This window comes from Vibrio sp. 11986-1-5 (assembly GCF_963878025.1).
Taxonomy (GTDB): Bacteria; Pseudomonadota; Gammaproteobacteria; order Enterobacterales; family Vibrionaceae; genus Vibrio; species Vibrio injensis.
Genome location: NZ_CAWNVW010000052.1, coordinates 54,138 through 76,704, shown reverse-complemented (window position 1 = coordinate 76,704; position 22,567 = coordinate 54,138). Strand labels below are relative to the sequence as shown.

Sequence of the window (22,567 nt, the reverse complement as noted above, 5' to 3'; positions counted from 1 at the left end):
TTCTTTTAAGCCCTTGGATGGTGCTCGCTGTGTATTTGCTTGAGTCGCTCAGTCGCAACATGAGTATAAATTTGCGTAGTTGATAAATCACTATGACCGAGCAACATCTGTACCACGCGTAAATCGGCGCCATAGTTCAATAAATGGGTCGCAAAGGCGTGACGTAAGACATGGGGAGACAGCTTTTCGACATCAATCCCAGCAATCACGGCATAGTATTTAATCCTGTGCCAAAAGGTTTGTCGAGTCATTTGCTGGGCACGTTTACTCGGGAAGACAACATCAGACGTATTGTTGCCCAATAAATGCAAGCGCCCTTGAGTGATAAACGTTTCAATCCATTCAATAGCATTTTCGCCCATCGGTACCAAACGCTCCTTACCGCCTTTGCCAATCACCCGCACTACGCCTTGACGTAAACTAATATTTTCCATAGTTAATGAGACCAGCTCCGTCACGCGCAGCCCCGTTGCATATAACAACTCTAACATGGCTTTATCACGCAACTCCAATGGATCATTAGGATCCGGTGCATTCAACAGTGCTTCAACTTGTTCTTCACTGAGATCTTTCGGTAAGCGTTGGGGTAATTTAGGGCTCACCAATAAGGCGCTCGGATCATCATTACGCACCTTTTCACGGTGTAAATACTGAAATAAACGACGTAACGCCGATAACATTCTCGCCCGTGAGGTTTGTTTATAATCTTGATCGGTTAGCCAGCTCTGATACTCCAACAACCCAGCCAAGCTGATAAAATCTAATCGGTAATTGTGTTGCTCCATCCAAAGCAATAATTTTGTAAGGTCATTACGATAGGACATCAGGGTATTTTCTGCTAACCCTCGCTCCATCCACATTGCATCTAAAAACTGCTCAACCAGTCCATGGTCTGTCGACAATTGTTTTGACACCGCTTCTTCTCATTATTTATTAGATTCAAACCCCAACTTAATACCACAAAATAGTCGCTACTCCTAGGTGGCATCTCAGGTCGGATTGGGTATAGAATTCGTCCATCGTTCTAAACCATGAATAAGATTCTATGAAAATTGGCCTATTTTACGGTTCTACCACCTGTTATACCGAAATGGCAGCGGAAAAAATGCGTGCCATTATTGGCGAAGAATTATTGACCCTCCATAATGTCAAGGAGACGCCACTAAGCAAAATGCGTGATTACGACCTGCTGATTTTAGGCATCTCAACTTGGGATTTTGGTGAAATCCAAGAAGATTGGAGTGCAATATGGGATCACATCGATGGCGTACCGCTAAACGACAAGTGCGTCGCATTGTTCGGCTTAGGCGATCAAGAAGGCTATGGCGAGTGGTATCTGGATGCGATGGGGATGCTACACGACGAGATCCAGAAGACCGGCGCTAAGCTTATTGGCTACTGGCCCAATCATGGTTACCATTTTGATGCCTCGAAAGCACTGACTGCCGATGGTGAATATTTTGTCGGTTTAGCACTCGATGAAGATTCACAATATGAACTCAGTGATGAACGTATTGCCAACTGGGTAGAACAAATCCTTACTGAATATCAACAGCTCAATTAAAGCGATAACTGCTGAAAAAAATAGCGCCAATCAAATACCAATCCTGGATCGGTTTTGCGTTGCGGAGCGATATATTGATGACCGGTGATCCGCTGCTGAGTGATTGCCGGATAACGCTGTTGCAAAGCCTTTGTTAAGCGTACTAATGATTGGTATTGCGCTGAAGTATACGGGACATAATCACTGCCCTCTAACTCTATGCCGATTGAATAATCATTACACCGCGCTTGACCAGCAAAGGATGATTGTCCAGCGTGCCAGGCTCGCCCAGAAAAAGGCACAAACTGCACTACCTCGCCATCACGGCGAATCAAACAGTGCGCTGAGACTTGCATCGTCGCAATGGTGGCAAAAAATGGGTGTGCGCTCGGATCCAATTGACCGGTAAAAAACTGTTCAATATAAGGCCCTCCGAACTGCCCCGGCGGTAAACTAATGTTATGCACGACCAATAGAGAAATGGGTTGTTGCTGAATGCGCTGATCAAAAAAAGGCGACGGAACATGTCGAGCGACTTGATACCAGCCTGCTGGGTCAATCATCAATTTCACCTTATCGATTACACAAAATCCGTAATTAGTGGCTGAATTTCACGCCTAGTCAGCGTATCATTCCGACTCCATTCGATAGCATACTAAATTAGATTCGCGATGAAAAATACCCATAACAGCCAACAACGCCTTGCATACCTTAAACAGCAGCTTCCCTTGGATATTACTCGTGCGGTGCGTGATGCACTAGAAGAAGATCTTGGTGGTAGTGTCGATCCAACAGCAGACATTACCGCCAGCCTGATCCCTGCCGATGCCCATAATGTGGCAACCATTATTACTCGCGAATCGGGTGTATTTTGTGGCCAAGCTTGGGCTGATGAAGTTTTTCGACAACTTGGTGGTGAAGTAGCGATAGATTGGCATGTGCAAGATGGTGACTCGCTCGAACCCAATCAAGTATTGTGCACGCTAAGCGGCCCTGCACGCGCACTCTTGACCGGTGAACGTAACGCGATGAATTTTATCCAAACCTTATCTGGCTGCGCTACCGTTACCGCGCAATACGTTAAGCAGCTGGAAGGCACCTCATGCCGCTTGTTAGATACTCGCAAAACACTACCAGGACTGCGCAATGCGTTAAAATATGCGGTCACCTGTGGCGGCGGCTTTAACCACCGTATCGGTGTGTTTGATGCTTACCTGATCAAAGAGAATCACATTATTGCGTGCGGCGGGATCACCCCCGCGATCACGACTGCAAAAGCGCTTAATCCGGGCAAGCCGGTTGAAGTGGAAACCGAAAACTTAGCCGAGCTCGAAGAAGCGATTCACGCTGGGGCAGATATTATTATGCTCGATAATTTTAGCTTAGAGATGATGCGTGAAGCGGTGCATATCAACGCGGGTCGGGCTGCACTGGAAAACTCAGGTAATGTTACCTTAGCGACCATTCGCGAGTACGCGCAAACGGGGGTAGATTATATTTCCGTTGGTGCATTAACCAAACATATTCAAGCGTTGGATCTCTCAATGCGCCTAAAAGACTAAAGGTTAAGCGGGTTTTATCCCCCTGAAGCATCGCCTCAGCCTACATCGAATTGATATCAAACCACTATTGCCTCTTTATTAATCCCGATAAACACCAATTTCCACGCTGTTTATCGGGATATCTTTAGCTGACTCGCAAAATTTCAGCAATGACATTTCAACGCGGATGTAAAAACTGCCGCCTGACTCGAAGCACACTTGTGTGACGGTTTTATTAATGCAACCAGACACTTATCCTAATTCGGTCTCAACAACTGACCATACCCAAGGATAATTCAGTCATGAAAACTCGCTACACTAAACAACAAGGCTTTACTCTGATTGAACTGATGATCGTCGTGGCGATTATTGGCGTGCTAGCGGCAGTCGCTGTACCTGCTTATAAAGATTATGTCAGCAAATCTGAAGCGTCATCTGCCATTGCCACATTAAGAGCGTTACAAACCCCAGCAGAGCTGTATATTCAAGAGCATGGTAAATTAGAAAAGCTTGAAGACTTAGGAACATCCAAAGAAGTGAAGGGATTAGGTACATTAGCGATTGAGGGGGAAAATGCCATTAAATTTACTTTCAACGCTGGAGCATTGGACAAAAAATCAATCACTTTAACAAGAACCAAGGGAACTGGTTGGGAATGTACAACAGATCTCGATGCGTCAGTAACACCTAAATCTTGTAGTAAAGAATCATAAGTTATCAATAATTTATGCTCACCAATCTCATAGCGATTTTGCGTCAGGCGCAATTACTTAGCCTGACCCAAGAAAAAGCGCTGGTCGAACATATCCAAGCTTCTGGCGCCAGTGCGCCGGAAGCTTTGCTGGATTTAGCGATCTTCGATAGCCAAGAGCTGAGTGAGCACATCAGTCAGATTTTCGCGTTACCGCTCCAAAATCTTAACGATTATGCCTACCCAGAGCTGTGCCAACAGCTCGGATTGCGTGAGTTAATCATGCGCTACCAAGCGCTACCGATTGAGAATAATGGTTTGGTGCTCACCTTAGCCATGGCTGATCCTACTCATCTACAAGCAGAAGAAGAATTTCGCTTTGCCACCGGACTCGCGATTGAAGTGGTGCTGGTCGATTATAAATCACTACAAGGGGCGATTCGCCGTTTATACGGACGAACATTAGCTGGGCATTCTGCACAAGGCAAAGAGATCAGCCAAGACGAGCTAGCCAGCTTAGTCGATATTTCTGATGATGAGCAGCAACAAGTCGAGGACCTTAGTCAAGATGACTCTCCAGTTAGCCGATTTATCAACCAAATTTTACTGGATGCGGTGCGCAAAGGCGCGTCCGATATTCACTTTGAACCTTACGAGTCCCTTTATCGAGTTCGCTTACGCTGCGATGGTATTTTGGTGCAAACCCAACAACCCGCCAGTCATTTAGGTCGCCGGCTGGCAGCGCGGATTAAAATTTTAGCGAAACTGGATATCGCCGAACGACGCTTACCACAAGATGGGCGGATGAAATTACGTTTAAATACCAGCACCGCGATTGATATGCGCGTTTCCACCTTACCCACCTTATGGGGAGAAAAAATTGTCCTACGCTTACTCGATAGCAGCGCCGCCAGTTTAGATATCGATAAATTAGGTTATAACGAGGTGCAAAAGCAGCTCTATCTCAAAGCACTTCAGCAACCACAAGGGATGATTTTGATGACCGGCCCAACAGGCAGTGGCAAAACCGTTTCCCTTTATACTGGGCTGAGTTTATTAAATCGTGAGCAGGTGAATATTTCTACCGCCGAAGATCCCGTCGAAATCAATCTCCCCGGCATCAATCAGGTACAAGTGCAACCTAAAATCGGTTTTGGCTTTGCTGAGGCACTGCGTTCTTTTTTACGCCAAGATCCGGACATTGTTATGGTCGGTGAAATCCGCGATGTCGAGACGGCTGAAATTGCCGTTAAAGCTGCTCAAACCGGGCATTTAGTGCTCTCCACATTACACACTAATTCGGCAGCAGAGACGGTCATTCGCTTAGCTAATATGGGCATTGAACCTTTTAATCTCGCTTCTTCATTAAGCTTAATCATCGCTCAGCGCTTAGCACGCCGTTTATGTCCGAACTGTAAAGTCGCCAAACAACCAAACGTAACGGAACAACAGCAGTTTGGCTTATCGGCCGATCAGATTCTCTACTCTGCGGATCCGAACGGTTGCAGTGAATGTACCAAAGGTTACAGCGGTCGAATCGGCATTTATGAAGTGATGGCATTTAATAGCCAATTAGCTGAAGCGATCATGCAGCGCGCTTCGATTACTCATATCGAAGCCATTGCTAAAGCTAACGGCATGCAAACTTTACAAGAATCTGGAATAGAAAAACTCCAACAAGGGATCACCAGCATTGAAGAGCTGCAGCGTGTTCTTTACTTCTAATCGATTGGATTTATCACTATGACGCTATCTAAAGCACAAGAACTGAAAAATTATCGCTGGAAAGGCATCAATAGCTCTGGCAAAAAAGTGTCAGGACAATTTTTAGCGATCAGCGAATTGGAAGTGCGCGATAAACTCAAAGATCAACATGTACAGATTCAAAGGATCAAAAAAAGTAGCCTCTCTTTGATCACTCGTCTTACTCATCGCGCCACAAACAAAGAGATTACTCTGCTGACTCGCCAACTCGCGACCATGCTCGCAACAGGGGTACCGATTGTTCAAGCCTTAAAGTTAGTCGCTGATAGCCATCAAAAAGCAGAAATGAAATCGATCATCACTCAAATAAGTAAAGGCGTAGCAGCAGGGACGCCTATCTCAAAAGCAATGCGTACTGCCAGTAGCCTGTTTGACCCTCTTTACGTTGATTTGGTACAAACGGGTGAACAATCGGGTAACTTAGCGGAAGTTTTTGAGCGCCTTGCCACCTATCGAGAGAAAACCGAACAACTGCGCGCCAAAGTGATCAAAGCGTTAATCTATCCAGCGATGGTGATGCTGGTTGCGCTTGGTGTCTCTTACTTAATGCTCACCATGATTATTCCTGAATTTGAGCTTATGTTTCAAGGTTTTGGCGCCGAGTTACCTTGGTTTACTCAACAAGTACTTAAACTGTCACACCTTGTTCAAGCCTACAGCTTAGTCTTTGTGCTGCTCAGCATTGCCATTGTATTCGGTTTTAAACTAATTCGTAAAAAATCATTCCAATTCCGTTTAAAAACCAGCCGCTTAGTCCTCACCATACCCGTTATTGGTGGCATACTCTGTAAAGCGTCGATCGCCAAATTTAGCCGAACCCTCGCCACCAGCTTTGCAGCTGGGATCCCGATTCTTGATAGCCTAAAAACGACCGCGAAAACCGCAGGTAATCTTCATTTTGAAACGGCTATTCAACAAGTCTATCGAGATACTGCGGCAGGCATGCCAATGTATATCGCGATGCGTAATACTGGTGCTTTCCCAGAATTAGTTCTACAAATGGTTATGATTGGTGAGGAGTCTGGTAAGCTCGATGACATGCTGAATAAAGTAGCAACGATTTATGAATTCGACGTTGATAACACGGTTGATAATTTAGGTAAAATCCTTGAACCATTAATTATTGTCTTTCTTGGCACCGTGGTTGGTGGGCTGGTTGTGGCAATGTATTTACCTATCTTTAACTTAATGAGTGTATTAGGGTAGTATACTCACTTTCGATGTTTTATTCCTAAAATCACGAAGAAACAGATGGGTCAATGATAAGTGATAAGCTCATTTTCTCGCTAAGCGAACGCTGAATATCAATATACTTAGCTGATACCATACTCACTCTAAGTTAAAAGGGAATGGCACTCCTGCGGATAAGAGCACCCTGAATGGACATTTTTTACTATATACCTTGGCTGTTTCCTGCCTTAGCCACACTATTTGGTTTAATCATTGGTAGTTTTCTCAATGTAGTGATTTACCGCTTACCAGTCATAATGCAGCGCGAATGGCGTCAAGAATGTGCCGATGCTTTTCCTGACTACGGCATCTCCCCCCCTGATGGCAAACTTACCCTCAGTACGCCTCGCTCAACCTGCCCCAAATGCCATACGCCTTTGCGCATAAGAGACAATATTCCGCTTATCAGTTGGCTCTGTTTAAAAGGCAAATGTGCACACTGTTCAGCTCCGATCAGCGCCCGCTATCCAGCCATTGAATTATTAAGCGCAGTGAGTAGCTTAATTATTGCCCTACACTTTGGCTTTAGCCCTTATAGTGTGGCACTACTGCTATTTACTTATGTGTTAATTGCCGCCACCTTCATTGATTTCGATAGCATGTTACTGCCAGATCAATTGACTCTACCTTTAATGTGGTCAGGGATCAGTCTAGCGCTTTTGAATATTAGCCCACTATCACTCAATGATGCTGTGATTGGAGCGATAGCCGGGTATCTTTGCTTATGGTCTATTTATTGGCTATTTAAGCTACTGACTGGTAAAGAAGGCATGGGCTATGGCGACTTTAAACTGCTTGCCGCGCTCGGTGCTTGGTTAGGTTGGCAATTATTACCTTTAATCGTATTGCTCTCTTCACTGGTCGGTTTGGTGTTTGGATTGATTCAATTGCGTTTACAAAAACAAGGCATTAATAAAGCTTTCCCGTTTGGCCCCTACCTTGCGATTGCAGGTTGGCTAGCGATGCTATGGGGCGATAAACTGATCGCTTGGTATCTACATTCATTAGTAGGATAACGTTCATGGCACTGATTATTGGCTTAACTGGGGGCATTGCAAGTGGCAAAACTACCATCGCTAATCTGTTTCAAGAACATTTCTCAATTGACATCGTTGATGCCGATATCATTGCTCGGCAAGTCGTTGATATTGGTACTCCGGGCCTTAGCGCTGTCATCGAGCACTTTGGTGAGAATATTTTACAAGACGATGGTCACTTAAACCGTGGGGCTTTGCGTGAACGAATTTTTGCCGATCCGATAGAAAAACAGTGGCTCAACGCAACCTTGCATCCGCTGATCAACCAAAAAATGACGGAACAATTAAAGCAAGTCAAATCGCCCTACGGTTTACTCGTTGTGCCATTATTAATTGAAAATCAATTACAATCGATGGTGGATCGCGTGTTAGTGGTCGATGTCGATGAGCAAACACAAATTTCACGGACGATGGCACGAGACAAAGTGAATGAGCAGCAAGCCCGAGCAATCTTAGCGGCTCAAGCTACCCGAGCTGAACGTTTAGCGATAGCCGATGACGTGATTAAAAATGAAGCAAAAAACCAACAACTTTTGCCGCAAATCACAGAATTACATCAAAAGTATCTAGCAATGAGCGGCACAAATCGGTGAGAATACAGATAAATCAATCAAGGCCAGTTTCATGAGCACACATCAGTTTGAACATCCGCTAAATGAAAAAACGCGCATTTATTTACGTGTCGAAGCGCTGATCAATCAAATGGATCGAGCCTATCAAACTGCTGACGGTATTCAGCATCAGTTGCTGTTTCGCTCTCTCTTTGACCTATTAGATATTTTTGATCAGATGCAACTGAAAAGCGAATTAGCCAAAGATATTGAAAAACAGCGTCAAACCTACCGCCAATGGATTGATATTGACGGTGTCGATCAACAGATGCTGACTAGTCTATTACAAGAGATTGACAGTGTTCATCGCTGCTTACTCGCTGGCGAACGCTTCGGTCAATCACTAAAAGATGATCGATTCTTAAGCGCTATTCGTCAAAGATTTAACCTACCAGGTGGCTCTTGTTGCTTTGATCTTCCTGCTCTGCATTACTGGTTGCATTTATCTGCAGAACAAAAGCAGCAGGATATAAAGCAATGGGTTACCACCTTACAACCACTCTCCGATGCACTGGCATTATGGTTAAAGCTTACCCGTGAGACCGGACATTTTCGTGCACGAATGGCGCAAGAAGGTTTCTATCAAAGCGATGCAGAAGACGCAAATATTCTCCGTTTGTCGATCCCTTTAGAATATGGCGTCTACCCGATGATTTCTGGTCATAAAAATCGTTTTGCCATCAAGTTTATCGATTTTGCTTCCGGTAAAGCCAGCAACCAAAATATTCCTTTTGATCTTGCGGTGTGCTGCTAAATCCGTATCCTTCTGATTTGGTCTCCCCGAAGGATAGTGTCATGTCAAAAAAAATCACCGTTGTAAAGTGTCCTCAATGTGGCGACGATGTGCCATGGAGTGCACAAAGTCCTTTCCGGCCCTTTTGTAGCAAACAATGTCAAATGATTGATTTTGGCACTTGGGCTGATGAAGAAAATGCCATTCCTGGTGCGCCCGATATGTCCGACAGTGACGGTTGGTCTGAAGATCCATTATGATTTTCTGAGGGCTCGATGTGTAAAACGAACATCATCCTCAACCTCAATCTGAACATAAAAAAATCCCCAGCAGATTGGCTGGGGATTTTTTCTACTCTGATTCGACGGTCAACGGATCCGCTGGTTCTGCATCAATATCGATTTGCGTCACCCGCTGTAATCCTCTTGGTAGCAACCCTCCTCGACGACCTCGCTCACCTCGGAAATTATCTAAGTCAGTCGGTTTTAAACCTAACTTTCGCTTTCCGGCGTAAAGCGTAATCGACGAACCAGATGGAATAGCCAGCAAATGAGACACGACTTCTTCTCGCGATTTGGCCTTCGCACTAGGAATATTAATGATCTTATTACCCTTGCCTTTGCTCAATTGCGGCAAATCTTTGATCGGGAATAGTAGCATCCGCCCCTGATTAGTGACCGCTAAAATCTCATCATGCTGCAGATCATTCACGGCCTGTGGTGCAAGCAACTCCGAATTATTCGGTAAATTCACCAAAGCTTTACCACTGCGGTTTTTCGATAACAGATCCGAACCTTTACACACAAAGCCATAACCCGCATCAGAACCGACCAACCATAGCTGATCATCTTCCCCCATAATCACTTGGCGAATTGAGCTGCCTTCAGTAATGTTCAAACGGCCCGTTATCGGCTCTCCCTGACCACGAGCAGAAGGCAGAGTATGTGCTTCTAATGAATAACTACGTCCATCACTACCTAAAAAAGCCACCTGTTGATTGCTCTTTCCACAAGCGTGCGCGAGATAGTTATCACCAGCTTTATAGCTCAGACTATGGCAATCAACATCATGCCCCTTAGCATGACGTACCCAACCTTTCTCTGAGATCACCACGGTAATCATTTCATTGGGCATCAAATCGCGTTCGGTTAAGGCTTTGGCCTCCGACCGCTCAACAATCGGTGAGCGGCGATCATCACCGTATTTTTCCGCATCCGCTTTTAATTCTTTCTTGAGTAGCGTGTTCAAGCGTCGCTCAGAACCGAGTAACTCTTCTAACTTAGCGCGCTCTTTATCTAATTCATCTTGTTCACCACGAATTTTCACTTCTTCGAGTTTCGCTAAATGGCGCAGTTTGGTGTCTAAAATCGCGTCGGCTTGAATATCACTAATCCCAAAGCGTTGCATTAAAATGGTTTTTGGCTCATCTTCTTGACGAATAATCTCTATCACTTCATCAATATTGAGATAAGCAATCAACAAACCTTGCAAGATATGCAAACGAGCCAAGACCTTATCAAGGCGATATTGCAAACGAGCACGTACGGTTTCACGGCGAAATTCAATCCACTCACTCAGAATCTGCGTTAAGCCTTTGACTTCAGGGCGATTATTCAGGCCAATCATATTGAGGTTAACCCGAAAACTCTTTTCTAAATCGGTTGAAGCGAACAAATGATTCATCAAGGTATCGCAATCAACTCGGCTTGAGCGCGGCACGATCACGATTCGTGTCGGATTTTCATGATCCGACTCATCGCGTAAATCTTCCACCATCGGCAACTTTTTAGCGCGCATTTGTCCCGCGATCTGCTCCAACAGTTTCGCACCAGAGACTTGGTGTGGCAGCGCTGAAATAACGATATCCGAGCCTTCTTTGTGCCATACAGCACGCATTTTGATGCTACCACGGCCAGTTTGATAGATTTTTTCTAAATCAGACGGTGGAGAAATAATTTCCGCTTCGGTGGGAAAATCAGGGCCTTTCACGTACTGCATTAAGTCGATAAGACTAGCGGACGGATGCTCGATAAGATGAATTGTCGCTTCAACGACCTCACGGACATTATGGGGCGGAATATCGGTTGCCATACCAACAGCAATACCAGTAACCCCATTGAGTAAAATATGCGGTAAGCGAGCCGGTAACATTTTCGGCTCTTGCATAGTGCCATCAAAGTTAGGCTGCCATTCGACAGTGCCTTGGCCTAGCTCACCCAATAGCACTTCAGCAAATTTAGACAATTTAGCTTCGGTATAACGCATCGCAGCAAACGATTTAGGATCATCCGGAGCTCCCCAGTTACCTTGACCATCAACCAGAGGGTAACGATAAGAGAACGGCTGCGCCATCAATACCATCGCTTCATAACAAGCAGAATCACCATGAGGATGATATTTACCCAACACATCACCGACAGTTCGTGCCGATTTTTTGTATTTGGCCGATGCCGATAAACCGAGCTCAGACATGGCATAAATGATCCGCCGCTGAACCGGCTTTAAACCATCACCGATATAAGGCAGCGCACGATCCATAATGACATACATGGAATAATTGAGATAAGCGTCCTCGGTAAACTGACGCAGGGGTAGCTGCTCTACGCCCTCAAAACTGATTTCAGTCGACATTCTATTGTACCTCGGCCATATCACCATTGCGTTGTAACCAACTGCGTCTATCATCCGCGCGTTTTTTACCCAGCAACATATCCATCATTTCATCAGTCTCTTTATCGTCATCAATGGTTAACTGTACTAAGCGACGAGTATTCGGATCCATGGTGGTCTCACGCAATTGCAGAGGATTCATCTCCCCCAAGCCTTTAAAACGTTGGACGTTAATTTTGGCTTTCTTACTACTGAGGCGTTCGATGATCGCCTGTTTTTCATTGTCATCAAGTGCATAATGCACTTCTTTACCACAATCAATCCGATACAGCGGTGGCATCGCCACGTAGACGTGACCAGCACGAACCAAGGCGCGGAAATGACGAGTAAATAACGCACATAGTAACGTCGCAATGTGTAAACCATCAGAGTCCGCATCGGCTAAAATACAAACTTTACCGTAGCGCAGCGCCTCTAAATCATCATTATCAGGATCAATCCCCAAGGCGACAGAAATATCATGTACCTCTTGTGAAGCCAGCACTTGATCGGCCGAGACTTCCCAAGTGTTAAGGATTTTCCCACGCAGTGGCATAATGGCTTGAAACTCACGGTTTCGCGCTTGTTTAGCACTGCCCCCCGCCGAGTCTCCTTCAACAAGGAACAGTTCGGTACGACTCAAATCTTGCTGCGAACAATCGGTTAACTTACCTGGCAGCGCGGGACCAGAAGCGATTTTCTTACGTACCACTTTTTTGCTTGCCCGCATTCGACGATGCGCATTGCTGATACACACTTCGGCCAATAACTCGGCCAACTGTGGTTTTTCATTCAACCACAAGCTAAAAGCATCTTTGACAACGCTGGCAACAAATGAAGCGGTTTGACGAGAAGAGAGGCGCTCTTTGGTCTGCCCTGCAAATTGTGGATCTTGCATTTTTACTGACAAAACATAGGCGCAGCGATCGAACACATCTTCACCGGTGAGTTTAACACCACGCGGCAACAAATTACGAAACTCACAAAACTCACGCATTGCGTCAAGTAAGCCTTGACGTAAACCATTAACGTGCGTACCACCTTGCGGAGTAGGAATTAAGTTAACGTAGCTTTCGGTAATTAAATCTCCGCCTTCTGGTAACCAAATCACTGCCCAATTGGCGGCTTCTGTCTCGGTTTTCAACTCGCCCGTAAATGGCTCTTCAGGCAGTAAGGTATAACCTTTTACTCCTTCGGCAAGATAGTCTTTCAAACCATCTTCATACAGCCAGCGATACTCTTTATTGTTCACTTTATCGGTGAAAGTAATTTCTAGACCGGGACAAAGTACGGCTTTGGCGCGCAAGTTATTTACTAAACGCGAGACGGAAAAATTAGCAGAATCAAAATAACGCGCTTCAGGCCAAAAATGTACCGAAGTACCACGATTACGGCGTCCACAAGTCCCAGTGACCGTTAAATCAGAGACTTTTTCACCATGCTCAAAAGCAATGTCATACACCTGACCTTCTCGGCGAACCGTCACTTCAACCCGTTTAGACAGGGCGTTAACCACCGAAATGCCCACTCCGTGTAAACCACCAGAAAATTGGTAGCTTTTATTAGAGAATTTACCGCCAGCGTGAAGCTTACATAAAATAAGTTCAACCCCAGAAACGTTCTCTTCAGGGTGGATGTCTACGGGCATACCACGCCCATCATCAATCACTTCCAGTGATTGATCAGCGTGAAGTATCACCTGAACCTTGGTGGCGTATCCGGCCAACGCTTCATCAACACTGTTGTCGATGACTTCTTGCCCAAGATGATTGGGGCGCGTGGTATCCGTATACATCCCGGGACGGCGACGTACTGGTTCTAAGCCATTGAGTACTTCGATGGCTCCAGCATTATATTGTTCAGTCATAATACGGAATGCTTTTATCGATAAATGATTGGTAACTTTACTACCCATTAAAGATTTACGCTTGAATTATCCATCAAAAAGTAGATTTGAAGGTAAAACGGAGCAACTTAATGGAGTAAGAACAAGACAGACATAGTCTGGAAGAGCCTCTTGGATGTCAAGTGACATCCGTAAGCCTAAGGTAAAATTATGACTTTTCCCGCATGGCAGCCGTGAGTTTATAAGTTGAGAAATTCGATAATTGCCGCAGGATAGCGCTCAAACCCGACAAAACTATGATCTCCCCCCTCTTCAACCGTCTGGCGGGCATGACGATACTTATCCACCGCTTGTCGATAATCGAGTACTTCATCACCCGTTTGTTGCAACAACCAAAAATCATCAGGTTGAGCAATTGATTCAACTTCCAAGGCTTTTAACTCATCAATATGCTCAACCGTCAGCAGGTAACGTTGTTGAGTATACGGATTCTGCTGCTCACCAAGAAAATTACGCAATAATTCATACGGTTTCACCGCTGGATTCACCAACACCGCAGGAACCGCATAATGCGCATTCAGCCAAGTTGCTAAATAGCCACCTAATGAACTGCCCACCAACCCAATCTGGTAATCAGCTTGATAAGACTCAATCAAACAGCATAACTGCTCAGCGGCTTGCTGTGGAAAAGGTGCTAATTTAGGGATAACCACTTTAATATCCGAACGATGCTCAGCACAATACTGCCGCATCACCTGTGCCTTATGTGAGAGCGGTGAGCTATTAAAACCATGAATATACAATAGCAATGAAGGACGCGCAGTCATCGAGTTAGTACCCATTTGAAGTAAAGTCCGGCACAAAAGCTCCGCGCGTTAATCGCTTGACCTGCGTCGTCACTTGACCATCGGCATGCAATTCAAGCTCACGCCAACCAGGAGAGCATTGATCTAACGCGAAATCATCAGAATTCGGTTTAAACTGTACACACGTTGACGGACTTGCCATTACTTTTACTCCAGCGTAAATGCGATCCATATCTTGATGAACATGACCACATAAAACAGCCCGTGCGTTTTTGTGTTGCTGAATGACGCGCCAAAATGCATCACTGTCTTTTAACGTATGCTGATCAAGCCAAGCACTACCGACTAATAGAGGGTGATGATGCAATAAAATCAACGCATAGCGCTCTGGGTGCTGAGTCAGTTTTTCATCTAATAGATTGAGCTGATAATCACTAAGACGGCCATGCGGTACACCCACCACTTGAGAGTCGAGTAAAATCATTTGCCAGTGCTTCCCAAGCAAGACATGCTCTGGCGCATGCAGTTGTGAGGAAGGCATAACACTCCCCATGTTGGGTTTATAATCATGATTGCCCGGCAACCAAAAACACATTTTCTCTAATGCGCTAATTTCAGAGGCAAAACGCTGATAAGACTCGGCACTATGATCTTGTGAGATATCGCCAGTAGCAAGCAGAGCATCAAAGGCGACCTTTTGCTCAATAATCGCTTGGACAATGGCATGAAAACTGTCTGCTGTATTCACACTAAGTAAACAACCGTCATCAGCCGCAAACAGGTGCGTGTCCGTTATCTGAACAAGCTTAATATTATCTGATGGGTCTAAACTGGGCGATACGTTCAAATTGATAAACCTAATGCTATGAATAGTTAATATTAATCGGTGTTCGGCTAATGCCTTGCTTCAAACAGAAGGTTAGCCAATCGCCTAAAAAGCGGTTGATTTGTGCTTTCTCGTCTTTTTGCATCATTTTATGATTAGGATATTCATAACGAGCCGCAACACGTGTTAATTGATCACTAGCACAAACTTCCGCAACCCGTGCATCGTGATACAGCCTGACAGACATCACGGGCAATGAAAATGTTGAAATATCATCACTTTGACAAATTTCCACCAAAGTTGTGTACTTTGTGACCTCGAGCACTTGTAACTGATAAATCAGCTCCGCCGCTTGATAGCAACGTACTTGCCCCACACTCGATGGTTTTGGCAACAGAGCATTGAGTTTTGCGTAATTGGTTTCGTAAGTTCGCATCAGATCCGCAAGATCCACATGATACGGCTTAGTGGCAATCGATCTGCGCATGAGGTTATCAACTCCGCCATTGAGATTGTAATTGTTGATGATGCAACTCTAACCATTGTAGTGCGATTATTGAGGCACCATTCTCAATTTGGCCATCTTTAATCCATTGATAGGCCTGCTGACGCCTAAGTACGTGCACTTTAATGTCTTCCCCTTCTGAGTCTAAACCATGCACGCCGCCTGCCTGAGTCGTATCCACTTCACCAATATAGACATCGAGTTTCTCAGAACATCCACCTGAAGAAGGATAATAACTGGTAATTTTTTCTAGCCGGCCTACTGATATACCTGCTTCTTCCAAGGCTTCACGACGTACAACCTCTTGTGCCTCTTCACCAACCTCAATCATGCCCGCGATAATTTCCTTTTGCCACGGCTGCTGATGCTCTAATGCTCCTACCCTGATCTGCTCAATGATCACCACTTCATCACGTTGAGGATCATAAGCTAATAAGGCAGCGGCATGGCCACGCTCGAACATTTCTCGCTCGATAATCCCACTCCAGCCACCTTGGAATAATCGATGCTTAAATTGGTATTTAACCATACGAAAAAAACCTTGGAATAGTGTCTGTTTTGAGACAATTTGTAGATCATCAAGGCCAAACTGGTCTTTTTCTTTGTCTATCGGTTGCATGGTTATTCCTTATCGGTGAATCTTCTAGTTTACTCATCTAGGTTTACGACTGCCAACGACATTGCTCAACTTTTTGTATAAAAGTTATGTTTTTATTTAAGTAATTGCTCTTTTATGATGATAGATAGCTGATTAAATAAACATTTTGTGTAATGAACCATTCGTAAGCCAGGTTACTTATCCGTAAACATATCGATTTATATTGCACAAGTGGATAATTAAGTGTAAAAAAGTGCAAACTTTCGCATGAAATACCAACAATTTGAGTTACACTCTGTCAACGTAACTCCTTTCATATTTAGGCAGGAATAGGACCGATGAAAAAACTGCTTCCTTTTTTAGTGAGTGCAACCCTTGGTAGCTTTAGTATTAACGCATGGGCCGATGATCTTGCACAAATTTATGATCAAGCAAAACAAAATGATCCGCAATTGCTCAGTGCTGCTGCTCGTCGTGAAGCCGCTTTTGAAGCCATTAACTCGAGCCGCAGTTCGTTGTTACCACAAATTAATTTAACAGCGGGATATAACCTTACTCGCAGCGATGTGGATGCACGTGATAGCGATCGTCTATCTGCAGGCATCAGTTTTGCTCAAGAACTGTATAACCGCTCAAGTTGGGTATCATTAGATACCGCTGAGAAACAAGCTCGCCAAGCCGATGCCCAATATGCCGCCGTGCAACAAGGTTTGATGTTGCGCGTCGCTCAAGCCTACTTTGAAGTATTAAGTGCACAAGATAACTTAGAGTTTGTTCGTGCCGAAAAGGCCGCCGTTGCGCGTCAACTAGAACAGACCAAGCAGCGCTTTGATGTTGGGCTCTCCGCGATTACTGATGTCCATGATGCACAAGCGCAATATGACAGCGTTTTAGCGCAAGAAGTTTTGGCTGATAACACCTTAATCAATAGCTATGAATCTTTGAGAGAAATTACTGGGCAAGGCTATTCACAATTAAGCATTCTTGACACTCAACGTTTCTCAGCGAGCCGCAATACTGAATCAATGCAGGCGTTGATCGAACGAGCTCAGCAACAAAACTTAGCTTTACTGTCTTCACGTATTGCTCAGGATGTCGCAAAAGATAATATTGCGCTTGCTAACTCAGGCCATTTACCGTCATTAAAATTAAACGGTGGCTATAATTATGCGCGTGAATCGAATAGCAATAATTCCGCGAATAATACCGATTTTAACGATTTTACTATTGGGCTAAATCTCAATGTTCCGCTGTATACTGGCGGTAATGTCACCTCCTTAACCAAACAAGCCGAACATGCGTTTGTTGCCGCAAGCCAAGAGTTAGAAGCGACCTTCCGCAGCGTGGTTAAAGATGTGCGCGCCTATAACAACAATATTAACGCTTCAATTGGCGCATTACGTGCTTATGAACAATCGGTAATTTCCGCTCGTTCAGCCTTAGAAGCAACCGAAGCTGGTTTTGAGGTCGGTACTCGGACGATTGTCGATGTATTAGATGCCACTCGACGTCTGTATGATGCCAACCGTAATCTCTCTTCAGCGCGCTACGATTATATTTTGAATCGCCTACAACTTAGTCAAGCGATTGGCTCTCTCAGCGAACAAGATATTCTCGATATTAACGCCGGACTACAACGCGTGAGTCGATAAAGCGATCCCTAAATGAAATAAGGGGCTTCAATTGAAGCCCCTTATTTTTTATACTCTTACGCACTGAAAACGCAGTGATTGGTTATCTCTATCGAGATGATAGTCGTTAACCTTTACCGCCTTTGATCGCCTTGATAATGTCTGTGGTCGAACAGCCTTCTTCGAAATTCAGTACTTTCACTTCACCACCCGCGGCAATCACTTCTGCACCGCCAGCAATTTGTTCTGGTTGGTAATCCCCCCCCTTAACTAAAATGCTTGGTAACACTTCTGAAATTAAGCGCTGTGGTGTATCTTCGCTAAATGGAACCACCCAATCCACGGCACCTAGCCCAGCCAATACCGCCATTCGACGATCAGTTGGATTAACCGGACGCCCAGGCCCTTTCAAACGTTTCACGGAATCATCGGTATTCACCGCTACAATTAAGCGATCGCCAAGCTCTGCTGCATGATTCAAATAAGACACATGCCCAGCATGCAAAATATCAAAACAGCCGTTAGTCATGACAACTTTTTCACCGCGAGCTTTGGCTTTTTTAACCGCTTCAATCAGTGCACTTTCACCAATAATGCCAAAATCCGCCTCTTTGCTGCCGTGAATGGCTTCAGCCAGTTCAATGGTCGATACCGTCGAGGTTCCCAGCTTTCCAACCACAACGCCAGCGGCAGCATTGGCTAAGACACACGCTTCATCTAAGGATTTACCCGCTGCCACCGAGGCTGCAAGCACCGAAATTACCGTGTCACCAGCCCCTGTCACATCAAAAACTTCTTTGGCTTGCGTTGGCAAATGGAAAGGCTCCATACCACGACGCAACAACGTCATACCATGCTCACTACGAGTCACTAACAAAGCTTGTAGATCAAATTGCTCAATCAGTTGAAGTCCTTTATCAACCAACTCTTGATCCGACTTAACTTTTCCTACTACCTGCTCAAACTCGCCCATATTCGGCGTCAATAAGGTTGCACCACGATAGCGTTCAAAGTCAGCGCCTTTAGGATCAATAAATACTGGGATATTGGCCATGCGGGCTTTTTGAATCAGCTGCTGAACGTGCTCCAAAGCGCCTTTCGCATAGTCAGATAAAATCACCGCGTTCACGCTCGGCAGAGAGCGCTCCATGCGTGACAGGATCAGCTGAGCATCAATGTTCTCAAATTTGTCTTCAAAATCGAGACGGATCAATTGCTGCCCACGACTTAATACCCGTAATTTGGTAATGGTGGGGTAATCGGCTAAACCAACGAAATCACACTGCACGTTCAGCGAGGTTAATTTTTCTTGCAACACTTGTGCTGGCTCGTCAGTACCAGTTAAGCCAATGATATGCGCCAATCCACCTAAAGAAGCGATGTTCATCGCTACGTTAGCAGCGCCTCCTGGGCGCTCTTCGTTATGCTCAACTTTAACGACTGGCACTGGCGCTTCAGGGGAAATACGCCCTGTAGGACCATACCAATAACGATCAAGCATCACATCACCAATAATAAGCACACCCGCTTTACTGTAGTCAGGTAGAATTGGTTTCATTATCGATCTTCTCCACTATTAATCTATGGCGCAGTGTAACATAGCCTTTTACAGCCAAACTACTTTGAGTTACCGCTAAACGGTGTCAGTTCGACCAATCTTTATCGAGTTCAGTAGATAGCGTTCAACCTAACCACTGATGCCAAGTTTCAATCACCCATTCTCGCTGGGCAATCCATTGTTCTTCATCCACATCTGCATCAAGATTCAATAAGTTACGATGATGGATTTGATCTCGCATCTCGGTATACGCGCGGGTTAATGCCTCAGCCGATGCGCGATCCAGTACCGCTTCGTTCATCAATGATTCAAAAATACGCACATTATCCGACCAACGCGTCAACTTTGGATGCTGATGACTATAACGTAAGACAAAATATTGCGCGAGAAACTCAATATCAGTGATCCCACCTTGATCGTGCTTTAACATGAAACGTCCGGCTTTTTTACTAGCCAAGTGTTGACGCATTTTGTCACGCATCTCGACCACTTGTTGTTGCAAAGTGTTTGCATCTCGCGGCAAACAGAGTACAGAATGTCTAACATGATTAAATTTGGCTTGTAAATCCGCTTCTCCGTAAATCATTCTTGCTCGAACCAAGGCTTGATGCTCCCATGTCCAAGCCTCTTGATGCTGATAATCGGCAAAGGCCTCTATCGAACTGACCAACAACCCCGAAGCGCCAGAAGGACGTAGACGGGTATCCACTTCATACAAAATACCGGAAGCAGTCCGAGTTGAAAAAAGGTGAATAATCCGTTGAGCAAGACGCAAATAAAATTGTCGACCATCAATCGGTTTCATCCCTTGAGTCATCGCTGAGGGTGGGCAATCATGAATAAATACAATATCTAAATCGGAGTTGTAACCCAGCTCCCAGCCTCCCACTTTGCCATATCCCACCACAGCAAAACCTTTACCAGCTTGTTGGGTTAAATGATCGGGAACGCCATGTTTAGCACTGACTTGTAACCAAGCTTGATTAACCACAGCATCGACGATGGCTTCAGCCAAATACGTTAAATGATCACTGACTTTCATCACTGGTAATACACCCGCGATATCGGCAGCCGCGATTTTTAATATCCCGATCTGCTTAAATTGACGCAGCGCTTCCATTTGCTGCTCCATGTCCTCTTCTGGAATACGAGCAAGAAAATCACGCAGCTCGGTTTTATAGCTACCAAGATCAATCGGATGATAAAGATGCTGCGGATCAATCAACTCATCAAGTAAGATCGGGTAACGAGCCAGTTGCTCAGAAATCATCGGGCTAGCTGTGCACAAACGAACCAGTTGGTGCAATGCTGCTGGATATTCATCCAACAGCTCTAAATAGGTGGTGCGCGTGGCAATACTATTGAGTAAATGCAGCACTCGCGCTAAACCAAATTGCGCATCGGGATGAGAGAATATGGCTTGATAAACCTTAGGCATTAAGCGATTTAATACCTCTCGGCCACGTGGACCAATGGTTTTTTTAGCTAAATCCTGTTTAAACGTTAAGCAGCAATGCGCCAAATTCGATGGCTCTTCAATCGCCAACTCCTGCCTTAAAATAGGTAAAATCACATCCAGCTTATCTGCCATATCCCACAATTCATGAAAATGCTCAGCCGTTGTGCTTTCTTCATCGTCATCTTCACCGATCAAAGTGATAAACACGTGATGAACTTGCGTCATATGATGTTGTAACTGGCTAAGTAAGGCATCCCAACATCCATAACCCATCGCAATAGCGAGACGCCGTTGATCGTCTTCTTTCTCTGGCAGCGTTTGCGTCTGTTTGTCTTCCATGGCCTGTAATAGATTTTCTAATCGGCGCAAAAAACGATAAGCGGCCACTAACTGCGCGACTTGTTCGGCGGTTAACAGTTCCAGTTCGGCAATCGCCTGTAGTGTTTCTAATAATCCTCTCTGGCGCAAACTGGGCTCTCGTCCGCCACGAATGAGCTGGAAAACTTGGGCAATAAATTCAATCTCCCGAATACCACCAGCACCCAGTTTAATGTTATTACTCAATCCACGACGACGTACCTCACTACGGATCATCGATTTCATTCGCCGCAGCGATTGAATAGCACTAAAATCGATATAACGACGAAATACAAAAGGTCGCAGCATTTGCCGTAGTTCTTGATACTGATGGTGCATTTCACGGCCCATCACTCGCGCTTTGACCATCGCATAGCGTTCCCAATCACGCCCTTGTTCTTGATAGTAATCTTCTAATGCAGCGTAGCTCATCACTAAAGGACCGCTTTCGCCAAACGGACGCAAACGCATATCAACCCGATAACAAAAACCATCGAGTGTCGGTTGATCAAGCATTTTTATGATCTTCTGCCCTAAACGGGTAAAGAACTGTCCGTTATCAATACTGCGCCTGACGCCTTGAGTTTGACCGTTTTCAGGGTAAGTAAAAATCAGATCGATATCTGAAGAGAAATTAAGCTCCCCACCACCTAATTTACCCATGCCGATAATCAGCATCGGTTGAGCCTCACCTTGCGCATTGCATGGCGTTCCCCACTCTTGGCAGCACAGTGAATATTGCCATTGATACGTCTCGACGATCAGCGCTTCTGCCAGTTCAGAAAGATGCTCAAGGCTCTGCTCGACAGGCCAAGTGGCTAAAAAATCACGCCAAGCAATATAGACCATCTCTCGATAACGAAACTGACGTAAAATCCGCTGTCCGGTTTGTTCATCAGGGCACGAAGTTAGTAAAGCCTGTAATCGCTCACGATAAGTCTCTGCTCGCGATTCAATTTGTAACCAATTTGGAAACTCATCAACCAGCCACTCATCACGAGAGAAGGTCTGAGTGACAAAACGGCTCAACGCAGTCACATAACGAAGTGATTGCTGCAATTCAGACGGCCACTGATGCAGCTTCGGCTGCTCAGCAAGCAACTGTTGATAGGCATTATCGGCATGGGTCATTAAGCGTTCGGGGAGGTGCATAAATCATCCTTGTTTCTTATCATCGACTCA

The 22,567-nt window shown here is 45.1% G+C and carries 20 protein-coding genes; 10 read left to right on the top strand and 10 right to left on the bottom strand.

Translation table 11 applies throughout. The features are described from left to right. Positions 1 to 5: 5 nt before the first annotated feature. Positions 6 to 914 (bottom strand): site-specific tyrosine recombinase XerD, encoded by a 909-nt coding sequence (gene xerD, locus AACS00_RS14520; protein WP_072671427.1) that lies wholly within the window; start codon positions 912 to 914, stop codon positions 6 to 8. Positions 915 to 1,045: 131 nt separating this feature from the next. Here xerD and fldB point away from each other — a divergent pair, with 131 nt between their 5' ends. Then, entirely contained in the window at positions 1,046 to 1,564 is a 519-nt protein-coding gene (gene fldB / locus AACS00_RS14515) for a flavodoxin FldB (RefSeq protein ID WP_110167823.1), read from the top strand. Here fldB and ampD read toward each other — a convergent pair. After that, positions 1,561 to 2,106, bottom strand: a complete 546-nt coding sequence (gene ampD / locus AACS00_RS14510; RefSeq protein WP_110167822.1) for a 1,6-anhydro-N-acetylmuramyl-L-alanine amidase AmpD — start codon at positions 2,104 to 2,106, stop codon at positions 1,561 to 1,563. The genes fldB and ampD overlap by 4 nt on opposite strands. Positions 2,107 to 2,214: 108 nt before the next feature. Between ampD and nadC the strand changes: the two genes are divergently transcribed. The 8 genes from nadC (at position 2,215) to yacG (ending at position 9,410) form a co-directional block, all read left to right on the top strand. Further along, positions 2,215 to 3,105 carry a carboxylating nicotinate-nucleotide diphosphorylase gene (nadC, locus tag AACS00_RS14505; protein WP_110167821.1) on the top strand — a complete coding sequence of 297 codons (891 nt, stop codon included), beginning with the start codon at positions 2,215 to 2,217 and terminating at the stop codon, positions 3,103 to 3,105. 281 nt (positions 3,106 to 3,386) lie between these two features. After that, positions 3,387 to 3,797 carry a pilin gene (locus tag AACS00_RS14500; RefSeq protein ID WP_110167820.1) on the top strand — a complete coding sequence of 137 codons (411 nt, stop codon included), beginning with the start codon at positions 3,387 to 3,389 and terminating at the stop codon, positions 3,795 to 3,797. A 14-nt stretch (positions 3,798 to 3,811) separates the two neighbouring features. After that, on the top strand, positions 3,812 to 5,500 hold the full coding sequence (gene pilB / locus AACS00_RS14495) for a type IV-A pilus assembly ATPase PilB (RefSeq protein ID WP_110167819.1): 1,689 nt from the start codon (positions 3,812 to 3,814) through the stop codon (positions 5,498 to 5,500). 18 nt (positions 5,501 to 5,518) lie between these two features. Then, positions 5,519 to 6,745 carry a type II secretion system F family protein gene (locus AACS00_RS14490; RefSeq protein WP_110167818.1) on the top strand — a complete coding sequence of 409 codons (1,227 nt, stop codon included), beginning with the start codon at positions 5,519 to 5,521 and terminating at the stop codon, positions 6,743 to 6,745. Between the two features lie 173 nt (positions 6,746 to 6,918). Then, on the top strand, positions 6,919 to 7,785 hold the full coding sequence (locus AACS00_RS14485) for a prepilin peptidase (RefSeq protein WP_110167817.1): 867 nt from the start codon (positions 6,919 to 6,921) through the stop codon (positions 7,783 to 7,785). Positions 7,786 to 7,790: 5 nt separating this feature from the next. After that, the gene (coaE, locus tag AACS00_RS14480) at positions 7,791 to 8,399 is read left to right on the top strand and encodes a dephospho-CoA kinase (protein WP_110167816.1); all 609 of its coding nucleotides are present in this window, start codon (positions 7,791 to 7,793) and stop codon (positions 8,397 to 8,399) included. A gap of 31 nt (positions 8,400 to 8,430) precedes the next feature. Further along, positions 8,431 to 9,171 carry a cell division protein ZapD gene (gene zapD, locus AACS00_RS14475; RefSeq protein ID WP_072671436.1) on the top strand — a complete coding sequence of 247 codons (741 nt, stop codon included), beginning with the start codon at positions 8,431 to 8,433 and terminating at the stop codon, positions 9,169 to 9,171. Between the two features lie 41 nt (positions 9,172 to 9,212). Then, positions 9,213 to 9,410, top strand: a complete 198-nt coding sequence (gene yacG, locus AACS00_RS14470) for a DNA gyrase inhibitor YacG (RefSeq protein ID WP_072671437.1) — start codon at positions 9,213 to 9,215, stop codon at positions 9,408 to 9,410. A 91-nt stretch (positions 9,411 to 9,501) separates the two neighbouring features. On the opposite strand, the gene parC is transcribed toward yacG, so the two are convergent. The 6 genes from parC to nudF all read right to left on the bottom strand — a co-directional run bounded on the left by parC (position 9,502) and on the right by nudF (position 16,401). After that, on the bottom strand, positions 9,502 to 11,781 hold the full coding sequence (gene parC / locus AACS00_RS14465; protein ID WP_110167815.1) for a DNA topoisomerase IV subunit A: 2,280 nt from the start codon (positions 11,779 to 11,781) through the stop codon (positions 9,502 to 9,504). 1 nt (position 11,782) lies between these two features. Next, positions 11,783 to 13,666, bottom strand: a complete 1,884-nt coding sequence (gene parE, locus AACS00_RS14460) for a DNA topoisomerase IV subunit B (RefSeq protein ID WP_072671501.1) — start codon at positions 13,664 to 13,666, stop codon at positions 11,783 to 11,785. A 218-nt stretch (positions 13,667 to 13,884) separates the two neighbouring features. Next, on the bottom strand, positions 13,885 to 14,472 hold the full coding sequence (gene yqiA / locus AACS00_RS14455; RefSeq protein ID WP_110167882.1) for an esterase YqiA: 588 nt from the start codon (positions 14,470 to 14,472) through the stop codon (positions 13,885 to 13,887). 4 nt (positions 14,473 to 14,476) lie between these two features. Next, on the bottom strand, positions 14,477 to 15,298 hold the full coding sequence (cpdA, locus tag AACS00_RS14450) for a 3',5'-cyclic-AMP phosphodiesterase (RefSeq protein ID WP_110167814.1): 822 nt from the start codon (positions 15,296 to 15,298) through the stop codon (positions 14,477 to 14,479). Between the two features lie 16 nt (positions 15,299 to 15,314). Continuing rightward, the gene (locus AACS00_RS14445) at positions 15,315 to 15,764 is read right to left on the bottom strand and encodes a DUF1249 family protein (RefSeq protein ID WP_072671440.1); all 450 of its coding nucleotides are present in this window, start codon (positions 15,762 to 15,764) and stop codon (positions 15,315 to 15,317) included. 7 nt (positions 15,765 to 15,771) lie between these two features. Continuing rightward, positions 15,772 to 16,401 (bottom strand): ADP-ribose diphosphatase, encoded by a 630-nt coding sequence (gene nudF, locus AACS00_RS14440; protein ID WP_110167813.1) that lies wholly within the window; start codon positions 16,399 to 16,401, stop codon positions 15,772 to 15,774. Positions 16,402 to 16,718: 317 nt separating this feature from the next. Between nudF and tolC the strand changes: the two genes are divergently transcribed. Further along, on the top strand, positions 16,719 to 18,032 hold the full coding sequence (gene tolC, locus AACS00_RS14435; RefSeq protein ID WP_072671442.1) for an outer membrane channel protein TolC: 1,314 nt from the start codon (positions 16,719 to 16,721) through the stop codon (positions 18,030 to 18,032). 106 nt (positions 18,033 to 18,138) lie between these two features. Here tolC and hldE read toward each other — a convergent pair whose 3' ends face one another. Both hldE and glnE read right to left on the bottom strand, forming a co-directional pair. Next, positions 18,139 to 19,569 carry a bifunctional D-glycero-beta-D-manno-heptose-7-phosphate kinase/D-glycero-beta-D-manno-heptose 1-phosphate adenylyltransferase HldE gene (hldE, locus tag AACS00_RS14430; protein WP_110167812.1) on the bottom strand — a complete coding sequence of 477 codons (1,431 nt, stop codon included), beginning with the start codon at positions 19,567 to 19,569 and terminating at the stop codon, positions 18,139 to 18,141. A gap of 124 nt (positions 19,570 to 19,693) precedes the next feature. Then, a complete protein-coding gene (gene glnE, locus AACS00_RS14425) occupies positions 19,694 to 22,537 on the bottom strand; it encodes a bifunctional [glutamate--ammonia ligase]-adenylyl-L-tyrosine phosphorylase/[glutamate--ammonia-ligase] adenylyltransferase (RefSeq protein WP_110167811.1) in 2,844 nt (947 codons plus the stop codon). Between the last annotated feature and the right edge of the window lie 30 nt (positions 22,538 to 22,567).

Excerpts from the sequence above, each read along its gene's own strand:
- fldB (WP_110167823.1), top strand. The coding sequence starts at position 1,046 with ATGAAAATTGGCCTATTTTACGGTTCTACCACCTGTTATACCGAAATG.
- ampD (WP_110167822.1), bottom strand. The coding sequence starts at position 2,106 with ATGATTGACCCAGCAGGCTGGTATCAAGTCGCTCGACATGTTCCGTCG.
- nadC (WP_110167821.1), top strand. The coding sequence starts at position 2,215 with ATGAAAAATACCCATAACAGCCAACAACGCCTTGCATACCTTAAACAG.
- AACS00_RS14500 (WP_110167820.1), top strand. The coding sequence starts at position 3,387 with ATGAAAACTCGCTACACTAAACAACAAGGCTTTACTCTGATTGAACTG.
- pilB (WP_110167819.1), top strand. The coding sequence starts at position 3,812 with ATGCTCACCAATCTCATAGCGATTTTGCGTCAGGCGCAATTACTTAGC.
- AACS00_RS14490 (WP_110167818.1), top strand. The coding sequence starts at position 5,519 with ATGACGCTATCTAAAGCACAAGAACTGAAAAATTATCGCTGGAAAGGC.
- AACS00_RS14485 (WP_110167817.1), top strand. The coding sequence starts at position 6,919 with ATGGACATTTTTTACTATATACCTTGGCTGTTTCCTGCCTTAGCCACA.
- coaE (WP_110167816.1), top strand. The coding sequence starts at position 7,791 with ATGGCACTGATTATTGGCTTAACTGGGGGCATTGCAAGTGGCAAAACT.
- zapD (WP_072671436.1), top strand. The coding sequence starts at position 8,431 with ATGAGCACACATCAGTTTGAACATCCGCTAAATGAAAAAACGCGCATT.
- yacG (WP_072671437.1), top strand. The coding sequence starts at position 9,213 with ATGTCAAAAAAAATCACCGTTGTAAAGTGTCCTCAATGTGGCGACGAT.
- parC (WP_110167815.1), bottom strand. The coding sequence starts at position 11,781 with ATGTCGACTGAAATCAGTTTTGAGGGCGTAGAGCAGCTACCCCTGCGT.
- parE (WP_072671501.1), bottom strand. The coding sequence starts at position 13,666 with ATGACTGAACAATATAATGCTGGAGCCATCGAAGTACTCAATGGCTTA.
- yqiA (WP_110167882.1), bottom strand. The coding sequence starts at position 14,472 with ATGACTGCGCGTCCTTCATTGCTATTGTATATTCATGGTTTTAATAGC.
- AACS00_RS14445 (WP_072671440.1), bottom strand. The coding sequence starts at position 15,764 with ATGCGCAGATCGATTGCCACTAAGCCGTATCATGTGGATCTTGCGGAT.
- nudF (WP_110167813.1), bottom strand. The coding sequence starts at position 16,401 with ATGCAACCGATAGACAAAGAAAAAGACCAGTTTGGCCTTGATGATCTA.
- tolC (WP_072671442.1), top strand. The coding sequence starts at position 16,719 with ATGAAAAAACTGCTTCCTTTTTTAGTGAGTGCAACCCTTGGTAGCTTT.
- hldE (WP_110167812.1), bottom strand. The coding sequence starts at position 19,569 with ATGAAACCAATTCTACCTGACTACAGTAAAGCGGGTGTGCTTATTATT.
- glnE (WP_110167811.1), bottom strand. The coding sequence starts at position 22,537 with ATGCACCTCCCCGAACGCTTAATGACCCATGCCGATAATGCCTATCAA.